The sequence below is a fragment of the Adlercreutzia sp. St.1H8 genome (genome assembly GCF_059728655.1).
In genome coordinates this window covers 2,050,959-2,067,163 of record NZ_AP039376.1, presented here as the reverse complement: position 1 = coordinate 2,067,163, position 16,205 = coordinate 2,050,959, and the positions used below count along the sequence as shown (strand labels likewise).

At 67.6% G+C, this 16,205-nt stretch carries 10 protein-coding genes; 6 read left to right on the top strand and 4 right to left on the bottom strand.

The window, feature by feature from the left end:
• Window positions 1–210 precede the first annotated feature (210 nt).
• Together nagB and nagA are read left to right on the top strand one after the other, a co-directional pair.
• The gene (nagB, locus tag AC6I0Y_RS08125; protein WP_497730836.1) at window positions 211–951 is read left to right on the top strand and encodes a glucosamine-6-phosphate deaminase; all 741 of its coding nucleotides are present in this window, start codon (window positions 211–213) and stop codon (window positions 949–951) included.
• Window positions 952–1,049: 98 nt separating this feature from the next.
• Window positions 1,050–2,189: an N-acetylglucosamine-6-phosphate deacetylase gene (gene nagA, locus AC6I0Y_RS08120; protein ID WP_160710553.1), complete on the top strand. Its 1,140-nt coding sequence runs from the start codon at window positions 1,050–1,052 to the stop codon at window positions 2,187–2,189.
• Window positions 2,190–2,874: 685 nt separating this feature from the next.
• Here the strand turns inward: nagA and AC6I0Y_RS08115 are convergent.
• The 3 genes from AC6I0Y_RS08115 to AC6I0Y_RS08105 are packed head-to-tail and all read right to left on the bottom strand — an operon-like array spanning window position 2,875 to window position 6,453.
• The gene (locus tag AC6I0Y_RS08115; protein WP_160709111.1) at window positions 2,875–4,251 is read right to left on the bottom strand and encodes an ROK family protein; all 1,377 of its coding nucleotides are present in this window, start codon (window positions 4,249–4,251) and stop codon (window positions 2,875–2,877) included.
• 3 nt (window positions 4,252–4,254) lie between these two features.
• Complete coding sequence (locus AC6I0Y_RS08110; protein WP_497730832.1) at window positions 4,255–5,469, bottom strand: AGE family epimerase/isomerase; 1,215 nt, start codon at window positions 5,467–5,469, stop codon at window positions 4,255–4,257.
• 39 nt (window positions 5,470–5,508) lie between these two features.
• Window positions 5,509–6,453 carry a dihydrodipicolinate synthase family protein gene (locus AC6I0Y_RS08105; RefSeq protein ID WP_497730830.1) on the bottom strand — a complete coding sequence of 315 codons (945 nt, stop codon included), beginning with the start codon at window positions 6,451–6,453 and terminating at the stop codon, window positions 5,509–5,511.
• Between the two features lie 543 nt (window positions 6,454–6,996).
• On the opposite strand from AC6I0Y_RS08105, the gene AC6I0Y_RS08100 reads away from it, so the two are divergent.
• The gene (locus AC6I0Y_RS08100) at window positions 6,997–8,277 is read left to right on the top strand and encodes an MFS transporter (protein ID WP_497730827.1); all 1,281 of its coding nucleotides are present in this window, start codon (window positions 6,997–6,999) and stop codon (window positions 8,275–8,277) included.
• A gap of 55 nt (window positions 8,278–8,332) precedes the next feature.
• Window positions 8,333–9,652, top strand: coding sequence for an MFS transporter (locus tag AC6I0Y_RS08095; RefSeq protein ID WP_497730824.1), 1,320 nt, complete (start codon window positions 8,333–8,335; stop codon window positions 9,650–9,652).
• A 70-nt stretch (window positions 9,653–9,722) separates the two neighbouring features.
• Here AC6I0Y_RS08095 and AC6I0Y_RS08090 read toward each other — a convergent pair whose 3' ends face one another.
• Window positions 9,723–11,387, bottom strand: coding sequence for a PucR family transcriptional regulator (locus AC6I0Y_RS08090; RefSeq protein ID WP_497730822.1), 1,665 nt, complete (start codon window positions 11,385–11,387; stop codon window positions 9,723–9,725).
• Between the two features lie 234 nt (window positions 11,388–11,621).
• Between AC6I0Y_RS08090 and AC6I0Y_RS08085 the strand changes: the two genes are divergently transcribed.
• Complete coding sequence (locus AC6I0Y_RS08085) at window positions 11,622–13,163, top strand: helix-turn-helix domain-containing protein (RefSeq protein WP_497730820.1); 1,542 nt, start codon at window positions 11,622–11,624, stop codon at window positions 13,161–13,163.
• A 392-nt stretch (window positions 13,164–13,555) separates the two neighbouring features.
• Window positions 13,556–16,177 (top strand): molybdopterin-dependent oxidoreductase, encoded by a 2,622-nt coding sequence (locus tag AC6I0Y_RS08080; protein WP_497730818.1) that lies wholly within the window; start codon window positions 13,556–13,558, stop codon window positions 16,175–16,177.
• The last annotated feature ends 28 nt before the right edge of the window (window positions 16,178–16,205 follow it).

Below are 16,205 nucleotides of genomic sequence, written 5' to 3'. Positions count from 1 at the left end.
GAGCCGGTGGGGCGCTCTTGAAGCCCCCTTTCTGTCACAAAGTCGAAGAAACGGTGCAGTTTCCCGCGCTTCGCATCGACTGGCGCCTGCGTGCGGCAGGTGCGAGCGGCGCCTTCGCTGGCTGGCATTACGAGATGGCGGCGCTTATGGCCCTCAAGCGCCTGAACCGCTAAGATAGACACGTCTCGCAATCATCAGGAAGGAACATCCATGGATCTTGTCATCGTCGATACCTATGAGGACATGAGCCGCGTCGCTGCGGAGCAGATCGAGGCCGTCATCGCTGACGACCCCTCCTGCGTGCTCGGCTTGGCCACGGGCTCCACGCCCATCGGGCTCTATGCCGACCTGGTGGCCGACTGCGCCGCCGGCAAGGTGAGCTTTGCCGACGTGACCACGTTCAACCTCGACGAGTATCGCGGGCTGGCCCATGACCACGATCAGAGCTACCACTACTTCATGGCTGACAACCTGTTCAACCACGTGGACATCGACCCGACCCGCACCCATGTGCCCGATGGGTTCGACCCGGACGCCGATGCGGCCTGCGCCGCCTACGAGGAGGCCATCGAGGCTGCCGGCGGCATCGCCATTCAGCTGCTCGGCCTGGGCCATAACGGCCACATCGGCTTCAACGAGCCGGCCGACAGCTTCCCGGTGGCCACCCACTGTGTCGAGCTGACTGAGTCCACCATCCAGGCCAACAGCCGCCTGTTCGACTCCATCGACGAGGTGCCGCGCGAGGCCTACACCATGGGCATCGGCACTATCATGAAGGCGCGTAAGATCCTCATGGTGGTGAGCGGAGAGGACAAGGCTGCCATCCTGGAGCAGTCGCTGTTCGGGCCGGTGGTGCCCGAGGTGCCCGCCTCCGCCCTCCAGCTTCACCCCGACGTGACCGTGGTGTGCGACGCCGCTGCCGGCGCCCGCTGCCGCGAGCATTTGGCGTAACGTCACGAGACGCGGCGCCTGAGGATCGAGCGGCGGCGTGAGGCCGCCTGCTCGGCCGGGGCGCCTGACCATCCCCTGAGTGCAAGGAGGATACGACCATGGAACTGAGGAAGATCGGCGCCGTTCGCGGCGGCGAGGTGTTTGACGGCGGGCGCTTCACGGCGCGCGACGTGTATCTGGCGGGTGGGCTCACCGTGGCTGAGGAGGCTCAGGCTGACGGGGAGGAGCTCGACGCCTCCGGCTGCTATGTCATCCCCGGCCTTGTGGACATCCACTTCCACGGCAGTGCGGGCGCAGATGTGAGCGATGGTGATGCGGAGGGTCTGCATCGCATGGGCGCCTATGAGGCGTCGCGCGGCGTCACGGCCATGTGTCCCGCCACCATGACGCTGCCCGAGGACGTGCTGCTGCGCGCCGCCGAGGTCGCCGCGGCCTATGAGCCGGCGGCCAACGAAGCCGACCTCGTAGGCATCAACATGGAGGGCCCCTATATCTCGCCGGGCAAGGTGGGCGCCCAGAATCCCGAGCACGTGCGCAATCCTAGCGTGGACGAGTTCCGCCGCCTTCAGGAGGCGGCTGGCGGCCTGTTCAAGCTCGTGGACATCGCGCCAGAGGAGGCTGGGGCCGATGCGTTCATCGGCGCGCTCGCCAACGAGGTGCGCATCTCGGTGGCCCACACCACGGCCGACTACGACACGGCGGCCCGTGCGTTCGCCGAGGGCGCGCGGCACCTCACGCACCTCTACAACGCCATGCCCGGCATGCATCATCGCACGCCCGGTCCCATCCCCGCCGCCGCCGAGCGCGACGACGTGACGGCCGAGATCATCGCGGACGGCGTGCACATCCACCCGGCCATGGTGCGCCTGGCGTTCAACCTGTTCGGGGATGAGCGCATGATCCTGGTGAGCGACACGCTGCGTGCCGCCGGCATGCCGAACGGCGTGTACGACCTGGGCGGCCAGGACGTGACGGTGGACGGCTACGAGGCGCGCATCGACAACGGCGCGCTGGCCGGATCGGTGAGCGACCTCATGCGCTGCCTCTACGTGGCGGTGCGCGAGATGGACATCCCGCTCGTGAGTGCCGTGAAGGCCGCGACGGCCAATCCGGCCCGTGCCATTGGCCTGGAGGGGCGCTACGGCACGCTGGCCCCCGGTGCCGTGGCCGACGTGGTGCTGCTCGATAAGCAGACGCTGGAGGTGCGCCAGGCCGTCTTGCGCGGTCGGGCGCTCTAGGCGCCGCGCTCCCGAGCCCCGAGGCGGCGGGCGGCTCCCCAGCGGGGCCGCCCGCCGTTGCGTTCGGGGAGGGGCCCGTGGGATCTTGTGAGGCGAGGGTCATGGTGCTGTCCTGTTGGGGGATCTGTGCTCGCTTCTTCGGGTGATCCCTCCTGGCTGAGTCGCCTCCGGCTTCCCCTGTGATGATGCCGTCTGCTTCCTAGCTTGGCGCTGTTGCGCCTCGTTGGTGGCGCTGTCGGCTTCTCTGGCGTCTGCTGCTCGCCAGCCCTGGTTCGTCCCCCTCCAGGCTAGCCTGATTGGCTCGGATGCCTCGTCCTCTGACACTCCATTCGGCAGTTTTTGGCCAAAAACTGCGCGGTTTACGCGGCTGGCGGGCTGCAGGCCGGCCCGGCTGGCCGTGCGCCTCCGCATAACCCCAGGTCATCGGCGGCGACCTCGCAGCACGTCGCCTGCGAGGGCCTCGAAGTTGCGTAAACCGTGCCGAAAATGGCCAGAAAGTCCGCCCAGCAGCCGGCGGGCCCCGCATCCCCGCCGCCGGCAGCGCCCGTCGCCTCCCGTGCCGCTCCCTACTCGCCCCCCCCACACCCCTGCCTGCCCCACACCAAAAAAGGGGAGGCCCCGCAGGACCTCCCCTCTTGCGTCCGCCATCGGCGGCGGGCGCCTCGTCCGCGATCAGCGGGCCGGGCTACTTCGTCTCCGGCAGGCTCGCCGCGGCCACGGACTGGCCGACGCGGCGCATCTTCTCGTCGGGCAGCGTCACCGTGATCTGGGCGGCCAGCTCCGGGTGCTCCTCGGCCAGGATGCGGTTGCACTCGCTGATGAGCAGGTCGCCGCCCTTGCCGGAGGCCACGCGGCCAAGCACGAGCAGCGTCTTGATCTCGTAGAACGCGCTGTAGAGCACGAGCGTGTGGGCCAGGTAGCTGCCGATGGAGCGGTAGATGTCGAGCGCCCCCTCGTGGCCCTCGTTGGCCAGGCCCTGGACCACCTTGAGCTTCTCGGCGGGGGAGAGCTCGGGGTCGAGCTCGATGCCGGCGGCCGGCGCCAGCTTGATGACCGCGTCCTGGCTGAAGTACTTGCAGCCCACGCCGAAGTCGCCCGACCACTCGTCCTGCATGGCGTCAGGCGACAGGTCCACCGGCGCGAAGGCCAGCTCGTTGATCCAGCCGAGCACGTTGCCCTCGGCGTTCACGTAGCCCACGGCCTCCGACGTGCCCATGGCGATGCCGAGGATGTCGCCCTCGCCCGTGGACATGAAGCCGGCGAGCGCCGTCACGTCGCCGTCGTTGGCCACCACGAGCGGCACGTCGCCGATTTCGGCGCCGGCGCGGTCGTAGATGGACTTGACCTCCTCGCGGCGCTCGCGCGGCACCTTGATGAACAGCGAGGCCACCATGGGGGAGTTGCCCACGAAGGTGCCGGCCGAGGACACGCCGATGGCGTCCACGCGCGGCATCTTGGAGGCGGCCGTCTTGAAGGCGGTCACGATCTCGTTGAAGTGGTACTCGGGGTCCTCGGTGATCTTGGGGAACCAGACGACCTCCTCAGAGTAGACGGCCTCGCCGTCGATGACGGCCGACACCTTGCGATCCGACCCGCCGGCGTCGAAGCCGATGCGGCAGCCCTCCATGTGGCCGCCGATCTTCTTCGCAGCCTCGTTGGCGGCGGGGAAGTCCGCTTCGTCCACGGCGATGACCTCGAGCGGCTTCTCGTAGACGTCGCCCACGAAGCCGTAGTCGAAGCGCCGCGCGCCGTCGGGAGAGTAGGTCGCGGCCAGCTTCGCGGCGATGTCGTCGCAGCCGCACAGGTACACGCGGAAGCCGCCGATGGACCACAGCTCGAACTTCATGAGGCGCTCGACGTAGCGCAGGTCGGCCTCGGCGAACTCGCCGCCGCGGATGAAGCTCCGGCGCACGGAGATGAGCCCGTCCTCGCGCTCGACGGCGATGGCGATGGGGTGCTCGGCGCCCTTCAGGTACTCGCGCATCCACACGCCGAAGGGGATGAATCCCTCGTCCAGGACGGGGACGTTCTTGATGTCGTAGTCGATGCCAAGGTAGTTCATGGGTTAGTCTCCTATGATCTCGGTGAGGATACGCTCGGTCATGCACAGCGCGCGGGGCACGTGGAAGGGGCCCTTGAAGGTGGAGCCCTTCGTGGACGGCATGGTGGGCTGGCCGTCGCGGCGCAGGTAGCCGTACCACTCGCCGTACTCGGGATCGGCGAAGTGCTCCTTGCAGTAGTCGAGCGTGCGGAAGAACCAGTCCAGGTAGTATGCGTCGCCCGTGTCGCGGTAGGCTTTGGACGCGGCGATCATGATCTCGTTGTGGGGCCACCACAGCTTCATGTCGTGCTCGTAGGCCTCAGGCGGCAGGCCCTTGGCGTCGATGAAGTACAGAAGCCCGCCGAACTCCTCGTCCCAGCCGGCCTCGATGGCCAGGCGGAAGATGGCCTCGGCCGTGGCGTGCAGCTCCGCGTCGCCGCGGTAGTTGGCCTCGTCCATCATGAACCAGCTGCACTCGATGTCGTGCCCCGGGTTCACCACGCGCCCGGCGGTGTACCACAGCTCCGGCTCGCCGTCCAGGTTGACGCTCTCCAGCGTGCAGCCCAGCTCCGGGCGGTAGTGCTCGCCCACGATGCGGTCGGTGCACTCGCGCGCGTGGCGGTCGTACTCCTCGGCGTGGGCGGGGTCGACGCGGCGCATGATGCCGATGATGTTGAGGAAGATCATCGGGTCGCCGAGCGCGTGCCCCGCGCGGGTCTCCGCGATGGTCTTGGGGCCGAGCCCCGCCGGATCCTCGATGAGGCCGTTGTTCAGGTCGTAGACCAGCTGGTAGGCGCGACGCGCGCGCACCAGGTGCTCCTCCTCGCCGGTGACGCCGTAGTACTCGGCGTTGGCGATGCAGTAGAAGCCCTCGGAGAAGCAGTAGCGGCGCTGGCGCAGCGGCTTGCCCTCCGCGGTCACCGTGAAGTACAGGCGCCCGCCGGCCTCGTGGTTGATGCAGTGCTCCTCGAGGAAGTCAAGGCAGCTCTTGGCGGCCTCGAGCCATTCGGGCCGGGTGCCGTAGAGGTGGCACAGGTACGAGAACGTCCAGGCGCAGCGGCCCTGCATCCACACGCTCTTGTCGGTGGAGTAGACGGCTCCCTTGCGGTCGAGGCACGTGTAGACGCCGCCGTTGACGGGGTCCATGCCGTGCTCGAGCCAGAAGGCCGTGCAGGTGTCCAGCTGGTCGCGGATCCAGGCGCGCGCCTCGATCAGCCTCGCGGTGTTGTCTGCGGTCAAAGTCCCTCCTTTGGTTTCGGTTCTTGCCCTGCCAGGCAGCTAGGCGCGGACGGGGGCGTCCGGGTCGAGCATGCCCTCCTTCTTGAGAATGGCGACGATGGCCTCCACGTCCTCGCCCTCCAGGGGCTGCACGGGCTCGCGCATCTGGTTGGTGTTGAAGACGCCCATCTGCCACAGCGCCGTCTTGAAGGCGCCCACTCCGGCGCCGAAGCCCACGGTGGCCTTCACGCGGCGGGTGACGAACATGAGGCGGGCCAGGTGATCCTGGATCTCCTTGACGCGCGCCCAGTCGCCGGCCTGCGCCGCGCGCCACTGCTCCACGTAGGAGACGGGGTCGAGGTTGGCCAGGCCCGGCACGCTGCCGTCGGCTCCGCCCAGGTAGGCGCCGTCGACCACCACCTCGTGCCCGGTGAGCAGCTGCAGCGGGTGCCCCGCGTCCTCGTTCTCCAGCATGAGCCAGCGGAAGCTCACGTCATCGCCGGAGGAGTCCTTGACGCCCTGGAGCACGCCGTCCTCGCCTAGGCGCACGAGCATGTCCGGGTCGAGCTTGGTGTGCACGCACACGGGCAGGTCGTAGGCGAACAGCGGCAGGTCGGTGTACTCGCGGATGGCGCGGAAGTGGCGCTCCACCTCCTTCGGCCCGCCCAGGGCGTAGAAGGGGGCGGTGGCCACGAGCGCGTCCACGCCGAAGCCGGCGGCGCGCTTGGCCTGGTCCACCACGCGCATCGTCTCCATGTCGATGATGCCGGCGAGCACGGGCACCCGCCCGTTGACGATGGCCACGGCCTCCTGCAGCACGTGGTAGCGCTGGGCGTCGGTGAGGAAGGCCACCTCGCCGCTCGATCCCAGGAAGAACAGGCCGTCCACGCCCGCGTTGATCATGCGGTTGATGGTGCGGTCGAAGGCCTCGAGGTCGAGGGACTTCTTCTCGGTCAGGGGGATGACGACGGGAGGGATGACACCGCGGAACTGAGAGGTTTCCATGTAAGCGCTTCTCTTTCTGCTTAAGGGACGGAATAGTTCCTAACCCGCTGATTATCTGCGGGTTTGCCCCCGTGCGTCAAGGAGCATCGCCTAAACGAACAGCTTCCGCACAACCCCCGCAAACGACCGTTCACCCACCGCCCCCCGCCCCAGCTTTGGAGCATCATCCAAGGGATGGGCGCGAAAAATGGAGATAGTCACGTATGGGAGCCCCTGGGGGCCGGCCCTATACTGGGGGTGCTTCGCTAAGGCAGGGGAGAGATCCGCGGAGAACACGCTACCAAGGCAGAGCCCGTCCGATCCCGCAACTATCGGACAGAGGCCCGCTGCCGACGCTGATTCTCTAAGGGGGACCGCCCTATGATGGTGCAGCTTGCCCCTCGGTTCGGGGCGTTCTCTATCAGTACCTCGATGTCATATCGCGCCGACGTGCTCGCCGGCGCCGCTCCGACGCGCCCGCGTGCGCTGCCGGCGGCCTGCTGCTGCCTGGCGGCCCCCGCAGAGAGCCCAGCGTGACAACTCGTTATCTGAAAGGAAACGCTCATGACGCAAGAGAGAAGCGCCGGTGCCTCCTGGGGGACGTTCCTCATCATCCTCATCGCGGGCATCGCCTACTCCATATCGCTGATGGCGATACCGACGGCGATGATCTACGTCGCCGACACCTTTGGCGGCGACATGGTCGGCGCCGGCTGGCTGATGTCCTGGAACTCTGTGGCCGGCACCATCCTGGCCCTGTTCACGGCCACCATCCAGTCGAAGATCGGGCCGAAGAACATGATCATCATCGCCCTGGCATGCATCCTAGTGTCGGACGTCATGGTCGTCATGACCACCGACATTACCATCGCATTCGTCGGGCGCTTCATCTTCGGCTTCGCCAACGGCCTCATCGCCACGGCCGGGCCGACGTTCGTCACCATTCTGTTCAGCGATCCCACCAAGCGCGGCATGCCCAACGCCATCTGGACCATGTGGATCGCCCTGGGCGGCGTGCTCATCAACTTCCTCGCCCCGTTCCTCATGACCCCCGGCGAGGGCGTGAACTTCCTGACGGGCGGCCCGAACCTCGACTGGCATCCGCTGTTCTGGTTCGGCATCGCGTTCGCGGCGGTGGCCCTCGTCCTGGTGATCGCGGGCGTCCGCATCCCCAAGGCCGAGATCATGGAGGCCGTGGCCGGGTCTGACAACGTGCGCATCTCCGACGCGTTCAAGAACGGATACGTGTGGCTGTGCTTCGTCATGGTGCTCTGCTTCGCGTTCTCGTTCTCCTGCTATACCAGCGAGATCGTCGCCTACCTGCAGACCGACGTGGGGATGGATCCCGCCGCGGCCCAGAGCTGGAACGGCATCCTCAACATCATCGGCATCGCCGCCGGCCTCATCATCGGCTTCATCCTCAACAAGGTGAGCGACCACACCAAGGTGCTCGTGGTCATCTTCGTGCTCACCGTGGCGGCGTGCCTGGCCGCCTTCGCGTTCAACACCGTGACCCTGGCCATCTGCTCCATGTTCTTCTTCGGCCTGGCCGTGAACATGGTCATGCCCGCCATCTTCACCAACGTCCAGTGGGTGTCCTCCAGCCCCGCGGTCATCGCGGCGGCCTTCGGCATCTGCGCCATCGCCTCCAACGGCGGCGGCATCCCGGCGGCGCCGGTCATGGGCGCCATGATCGAGGCCGGCTGCGACTGGTTCATGCTCGGCGTGCCCCCGGCCGTCGTGTCGGCGGTGGGCCTGGTCTGCGCCATCGTCTTCAGCCTCAAGCTGGGCAAGGCCTCCCGCGAGGGCATCGCCGCGGCCCGCACGGCCGACGGCCAGAACTAGCGGCGCCCTTCAGGCTGCTGTCAGGTAATCGATCCTCGCAAAGGAGGGGGTAGCGTTGCACGAAGAGAAGCTGTTGCCCTGGCGCTGGGCCATCCTCGTCGGCATGACGATCCTGCTCGTCTCGCTGCAGTTCGCGTTCATCATTCCCGGCGGGGCCGCCATGCTCGTCATGCAGGAGTACCAGTGCGAGCCCATGGCGTTCTCCATGATCATGTCCATCCCCTATTTCTCCGGCGTGCTGCTCTGCATCGCCGGCGGCGTCCTGGCTGACCGCATCGGCCTGGGCAAGGTGTTCCTCGTGGCCTTCGTGATAGCCGCGCTCGGGGCGCTGGGCCGCTGCCTCGCCGTTGACTACGGCACGCTGTTCGCGGCCAGCTTCTTCATGGGCACCGGCGTGGCCGCGCTCAACGCGAACTCCGCCAAGCTTTTGCGCATGTGGTTCCCGGGCACGGCCAACTCGTTCGCCATGGGCGTCTACACCGCCGGCATGTCCGGCGGCGCGGCGCTCGCCATCTACGTGGGGTCACACCTGCCCGAGATCCACCAGGCGTGGTGGATCAGCTTCGGGCTCATCGTGGTGGGCCTGGTGGTGTGGTTCGCGGTCTACCGCAAGCACCCCGACGAGCACTGCGCCAACGAGCCGGTCGGCCAGATGCTGCGCGAGGTGCTCCGCGACCGCAACGTCTGGGCCATCGGCGTGGTGGCCTTCCTCGTGTTCGGCATGACCAACATCAACGGCTCCTACATGGTACCGGCCGTCACCGCCCTCATGGGCGACCCGGCGGCCGCGCCCATCGCCGGCGACCTGTCCACCATCAACACGGTCATCACGTGCATCGCCTCCATGCTCATGCCTGTGGTGTTCGCCAAGGCGTTCAAGAACCTGCGCGCGCCCTTCGTCATCTGCCTGGCCGTCACCGGCGTCACCTTCGCCGTGACGTTCTTCATCCCCTACGGGGTGTGGACCTGGGTGGCCTACCTGGTCATCCTGCCCGTGTTCATGGCGGCCGTCATGCCCTTCACCAAGATGCTCCCCACGCTCATCCCCGACATCAAGCCGGAGCACTACGGCGTGGTGGGCGGCATCCAGGCCACGTTCCAGAACGTGGGCATGTTCCTCATCGCCTCCTACGTGGTGTCGCCGCTGGCCATCGCCTTCACCGGCGCCACGGACGGCGTGGCCTACTACGAGGGCGTCTACGTGGGCGTCGGCGTGGTGTGCGCCGTGGCCATCGTGTCGCTGTTCCTGTTCCCCAACGTCCGTTCGAGCGTCGCCGGCAAGATCGCCGACGACCAGGCGCGCGCCGAGGGCCCCTCGGCGCGGGAGATTGCCGACGACGACGCCGAGGGAATCCTGGAGGGCGAGCACCTCTAGGGCCTGCTTGCATCCTGCGTCCTTCGAGGGCCGGGGCCTGCCGACGGCGGGCTCCGGCCCTCCTTGCTGCCTAGGCCGTCTCCCAGCGGGGCTTGCCCAGCGACGAGAGGAAGTACATCCGGTAGTCGCAGCACAGCTTCTCGCGCAGGTCGGGGTCGTCCAAATCGATGCGGAAGCGCTCCTGGAGCCGCTCGATGCGGTAGAGCACCGTGTTGCGGTGCACGTACATCATCTGCGCCGTCTTGGTGGCGTTGCGCTCGTTGATGAGGTAGGTCCACAGCAGGCGGAAGTCGTTGGTGCCGCGCTCGGCGTCCTCCTCCAAGATGACGGGCAAAAACGACACGTCGAAGACGAAGCGCATGAGGGCCTCGTCCTTGGGCGCCGGATCCACCAGGAAGAAGGGGAGGGCCTCGTAGAAGAAGAACGCGTTGCCGCGCCGACGCGAGGTCTGCTCGATGTCGCGCTGGGCCAGCACCACCTTGCGCAGGTCGAGGGCGATGCGCGCCTCGTGGTAGGCGTGGCGCAGCGAGGCGATGTCGTTGAACACGTCCGACACCCCGAAGGCCACGTCGAAGCGGGAGAAGTCGTAGGATGCCAGCTGCCGCTCGGTGGCCAGGTGGGAGAGGTCGGGGCCGGTGGGGCCGTACTGGAGCACCACGAGGGCCCCGTTGTGGAGGAAGCAGCGCGCGTTGACGTGCTTGTCGGACAGGAAGGTCATGGCGATGAGCGACGCCTTGGCCGGCTCGGCGCCCTCGTCGATGTCCACGAGGATCACCTTGAACCACGAGCCGGTTGGTATGCGCAGCTCCTCGAGCTGGCTGTTGGCCACCATGCGGTCGAAGCGGCTCCCCTCCAGCAGCAGGTCGAAGAAGCGCAGCCGCGGGATGTTCACGCTCGACTGCGACGACCACAGCCCCGCGCAGAGGCGCTCCACGTAGCGGGCGAGCACTCGCACCAGGTCGCGCAGCCCTGGGCTCGGCAGCCCGTCGGGGCAGGCCATGCTGAGGATGCCGACGAAGGCGTGGTCGAGGTAGAGGGGGATGACCAGGCGACTCGCCTCCGCCTCGCCATCACCCTCCACCCAGGTAGTCATCCCCTCGGCCGCCCGCGCCCGGGGCAGCCCGTCGGCCCTGACGGGGACGAAGCCCGACAGCGAGACGGCCTGGTGGAAGGCGTCGGGCGGCTCCAGGTAGGAGGACTGGGCCAGCACGCAGCCGTTCTTGTCGGCGACGAAGAGGTAGCGGGGGATGGCCGCGCGTGACACGTCGAGGGCCGTCGCCACCCCGCCGTCGTTGCGCACGATGGAGGCGAGGGTCTGCTCCCAGGCGAAGAGCGACCCCAGAAACTCCTTCACCATGAGGTAGACGTAGACCAGGGGCCGGCTCGTCCTGACGGCTATGCAGCGCGGGTCGTCAGGCGCCGCGGCCTCGTCGGGAACGCACACCACGGCGAAGGCGGCGGGGTCGGCCCGGCGCAGGGCCAGGTAGTCCGCGGGGGTGCACACGTGGACGACCTCGGCGGGCGGCGCGTCCCAGGGGACGCAGACGGCGCTCTCGGGGATGTCGGCGCCGCCGGCGCAGGTGGCCCAGCGGAAGGTGGGGGAGTCCGCGGCGGAATCGGGCGCCCCGATGATGCCGAGGGGCTCCAGCACGTCGAGGAGCATGCCCACGGTGGCGTTTCCCCACGCTTGGTGCTCGGGAAACGATCCGCTTGCCAGCATTGTAATTTCCTCCATAGTGCTACCCCCTTGGCTGACCACGGATTTTAACGCCTTTGAAGCCAAGGGGGTCACAATATCCGACCCGCTGGCATGGAATATTGTAGGGTACATTTTGGAATATCCTCTAAGGAATTGCCAGCTTTGAGCGGGGATAATGGCCCCGAGGCCGCCAAGGCCTCAGGAGACGCAAAGGGGGTGCGGTCCTTGGAGGGGCGCGGAGGCTTGCCGGCGGCGGAGGATCGGATCGAGATGAGGCACGTCCCGCTTCGGGCTGAGGACGCCCGATCGGCCCTGCTGCTCCTGCTCGGACTGGCCCTGGCCCTGTTCGCCGTCTGCTCGCTGTTCGGCAGCGCCGCCGCGCGCGTGGACGTCGCCGCGGGCGTGGACGGCCGCTTCCTCGTCGACACCCTGCTCATGGCCTGCGCCTTCCTCTGCCTGGTGGGCCTGCGCGTCTTCGCGCGCCCGCTGTCGGCTCCCCGGGGCCTGCGGGCGCTGGCCGTGGTGGCCTTCGTGGGCACCGTGCCCTGCCCCCTCATCCTCGCCACCCCCGTCTGGCCCCTCGGCATCCCCTGCGTGGCGGCTGGGTCGGTGGCCCTCGTGTTTCTGTGGTGGTCCCACGCCTGCACCGTGGGGCGCACCCTCCTGTCGCTCGTCGTGGCCGGGGCGGTGTCTCTCGCCGGCGCGCTGCTGGCCCTCACGAGCTTCCTGCCGGCCGGCGTTCCCCAGACCGACTACCTGAGCGACATGGCCTCCCTCGCCTCGTGCCTGCTGCTCCTGGGCGTGCAGAACGACCTGCGCGACCGGCTTCTGCAGGTGAGCGTGGCGGAGTCCCGCGACCGTCGGCGCAACCGCATGTACAGCCGCCTGGGCGAGCTCAACTACTTCTCCGTCGGCGTCATCCTGGGCGCCGACGGGGGCCTGTGGGTGCTGTTGAGCCGCCAAGCGGATGGCAGTCTGCTTCCGCCGGTGCTCCTCATGGGCGCGGCCCTCGTGGCCGCCGGCACCTTCCTGGGCGTGGCCTGCCGGGCGCGCGGCTTCGACATGGAGCGCCTGTCCAAGGACTACCTCTGCGCCACCCTCGCCCTGGGCTATTTGCTGCTGCCCCTCGTGGGCGGGCTGGGGACGGGCCTCGTCTACGTCTACCTCGTCGCCGTGGTGTTCGTTCAGGCGTGCATCGTGTTTCTGGCCGGGGCCGAGCTGGTGCGCTTCGAGGAGCTCTCGCCCCTCTACAGCTTCAGTGAGGCCGCCTACCTGGTGGGCGGCTCCGTCATCGGCGCGCTCGGCGTTTTCGCGGTGGGCCTCCTCGTGCCGGGCCAGGCCCTCGTGGCCGCCTGCGCGGCCGTCGTGCTCTACGCGGCTGTCGTCCAGGTGCAGCTGAACCGCGTCTCCTTCCCGGAGGACTGGTCGGGGGCTGACGATCCGGCGCCGGCCGCCTCCGCCGCGGCGCCGGGGGAGGCGGAGCCCGCGCCGGCGCCAGCCCCCGAAGGCGACGGCCCCGACGACAAGCTCATCCCCGCCGGATCTTACCTGCGCCGGCGCCTCGACGACATCGGCGCCCACTACGGGCTCTCCCCGCGCCAGTGCGAGATCCTCGATCTTCTGGCCCGCGGGCGCGACACCCAGTACATCATGGACCGCTTCACCATATCGCGGGCCACGGCCAAGACTCATGTCTACAACATCTACCGCAAGCTCGACATCCACTCGCGCCAAGACCTCTACGACCTCATCGAGGGCGATGACTTCACCTCCCTCGAAACCCCTGGTCAAGGCATCAACCCCCGGGTATGAGAACGCTGCCGTGCCCCGCTGCGCGGCCATCATCAGACCCGATGCCCGATTTTCCGGCCCCGCGCCGCTCGGTAACCTGAAGACGTTCTAGCGGGCAGGGGAGCCCGGGACGCCCTGGGCGAAGTTGCGCGTCCGAGGCGATTCTCACCCGAGCTGACGCCCGCTTTGGCACACGCGGTCGCCTTATCACCAAGGGGGTGCACGACGATGAGGCGACGTTGTCCAGCGGCCATGCGGCCCAGACGCCTCCTGTGATGCGGGTACCTGCCTTCTCCCATCTCCTGGCGGCATCGAGACCCTGGCCGATGAGTCCCCCCCGGCACGCTCCTCGCGAGCACGCCGGGCAGCCGGTTCCGTGCCGGCTGCGATTCACCAAGAGGAGAGAGAAGAACATGAGTGAGGAAAAGCTGAGCGTCGAGGAAGTCGCCAAGGAGGAGGTTCTCAGCGACGGTAAGACCGCCAACATCGCTGGTGGTGAGCTTGCCTCCGACAACGAGCAGGTCGGCGACTTCGTCCGCGAGAAGGGCATCGCCTACGGCATGCCCTATAACAACACCTACAACATGGACCTCTACCCCGACCAGGTGAGGTGGCAGGAGGGCGACCTCACCGCCACGCGCACCACCATGTGGTCGGGCCCTGGCTGCCACTCCGGCTGCCAGATCATCTTCTACACCGACGAGGACGGCAAGCTCGTGAAGACCGAGGGCGACCCCAACAGCCCACTGTCCGGCGGCCGCCTGTGCATGCGCTGCCTTGAGCTTCCCCAGATGGTCAACTCCGAGCGCCGCCTGAAGTGGCCGGTCAAGCGCGTCGGCGAGCGCGGCGAGGGCAAGTGGCAGCGCATCAGCTGGGACGAGGCCTACGACCTGATCATCGAGAACGTCAAGCGCATCCAGAAGGACTACGGTCCGGAGTGCATCGTCTCCATGATCGGCACCGGCCGCAACGTCTCCCAGGCCATCGCCCACAACCAGTACGCCAACTTCGGCGGCGCCGACCTGACCCTGTGCTTCCTGTCGGGCGACTCCTGCATGCTGCCCCGCACGGCTCTGTGCTACGTCATCATGGGCAACCAGTGGGTGGCCGACTTCTCGCAGTTCCGCGCCCGCCGCTACGAGGACGACCCCGAGTACGTGCTGCCCGAGGTGGCCGTCATCTGGGGCACCAACCCCGTGGTCTGCAACTCCGACGCGTTCTTGGGCCACTGGATCGTCGAGGCCATGAAGCGCGGCACCAAGCTCATCACCATCGACCCGCAGCTCACCTGGATCGGCGCCCGCTCCGAGATGTGGCTGCGCCTGCGCCCCGGCACCGACGCGGCCCTGGCCCTGGGCATGATGAACGTCATCATCAACGAGGACCTCTACGACCATGAGTTCGTCGAGAACTGGACCTACGGCTTCGAGGCCCTCGCCGAGCGCGTTCAGGAGTACACCCCTGAGCGCGTGGCGGAGATCACCTGGATCCCCGAGGATCAGATCGTCGCGGCGGCTCGCATGTACGCCCAGGCCAAGCCGGCCACCGTGCAGTGGGGCCTGGCCGTCGACATGGCCAAGATCGGCGTCATCACCGCCCATGCCATCGCCTGCCTGGTGGGCATCACGGGCAACATCGACATCCCTGGCGGCAACGTGCTGGTGGACCAGGCCGCCAGCCTCGAGTTCGGTTACAACTCCGGCATCTGGGAGCTCGACGGTACTGACATGGTGGCCAAGCGCCTCGGCGTCGACCGCTACCCGCTGAAGAAGTACGGCTTTACCGCCTCGTCCCAGGCCGACTCCATCCTCCAGGCCATCGAGACCGAGGAGCCCCACCCGGTGAAGATGCTCTGGATCGAGTCCGCCAACCCCATCGCCAACATGGGCCAGGACGCGCCGCGCCTCTACCGCGCCCTCAAGACCATCGACTTCCTCGTGGTGGAGGACCTGTTCATCACCCCGACGGCCGTGGCCTTCGCCGACCTGGTCATCCCCTGCGCCATGTCCAACGAGCGCGACTGCATCCGCGTGTGGTTCGACCCGCTGCGCACCCTGACCAAGGCCTCCGACAAGCCCTTCTACGAGGCTAAATCCGACGAGCAGATCATGATCGAGCTGGGCCATCGCATCGCCCCCGAGAAGTGGCCCGAGTACGTGGTGGACGACCGCTCCTACATGGACTGGCGCCTGGCGCGCGACGGCGTGCTCGACGACGACGGCACCACCATGACCATGGACCGTGTCGAGGAGAAGTACCACGGCATGTGGTACCACAAGTTCCGCTACAAGAAGTACGAGATCGGCGGCCTGCGCCCCGACGGCGCCCCGGGCTTCATGACCCCCACCGGCCGCTACGAGCTGTACTGCACCCTGTTCGCCGCCTTCGGCGACGATCCGCTGCCCTACTACCAGGAGCCGCCGACGAGCCCCGTCTCCACGCCGGAGCTGGCCGAGAAGTACCCGCTCATCATCACCACCGGCAAGCGCTCCTTCGAGTTCTTCCACTCCGAGTGGCGCCAGCCCGAGACCATCAGCCGCCAGCTGCATCCCGACCCGATGTTCGACATCCATCCCGACACCGCGGCCGCCTACGGCATCATCGACGGCGACTGGGTGTGGATCGAGAACCAGATGGGCAAGATGAAGCAGCGCGCCCGCCTGAACCCCTCGCTCGACCCGCGCGTCATCTCCACCGAGCACGGCTGGTGGTTCCCCGAGCGCGAGCCGGCCGAGCCGAGCCTGTTCGGCGTGTTCGACTCCAACCCGAACAACCTCATCCCGCAGTGTGAGAACGGCACCAACGGCTACGGCGCTCCCATCAAGTGCGCCATGGGCACCGTCTACAAGGTGACGCCGGAGAACGACGCGCCCGAAGACCAGCCCAGCTACCAGGTGTGCACCACCGGCTACACCCACGGCAAGACCCACCTCTCCGACAAGCCCAGCTTCTACGACGGCTGGACGCCGGACTACGAGCCGGCCGAGGGCTTCTTCGACATCGAGGAGTACTGGAAGACCCACGAGCGCAAGTAGCTCACCTGCGAGAAGGATCCCATCGCCG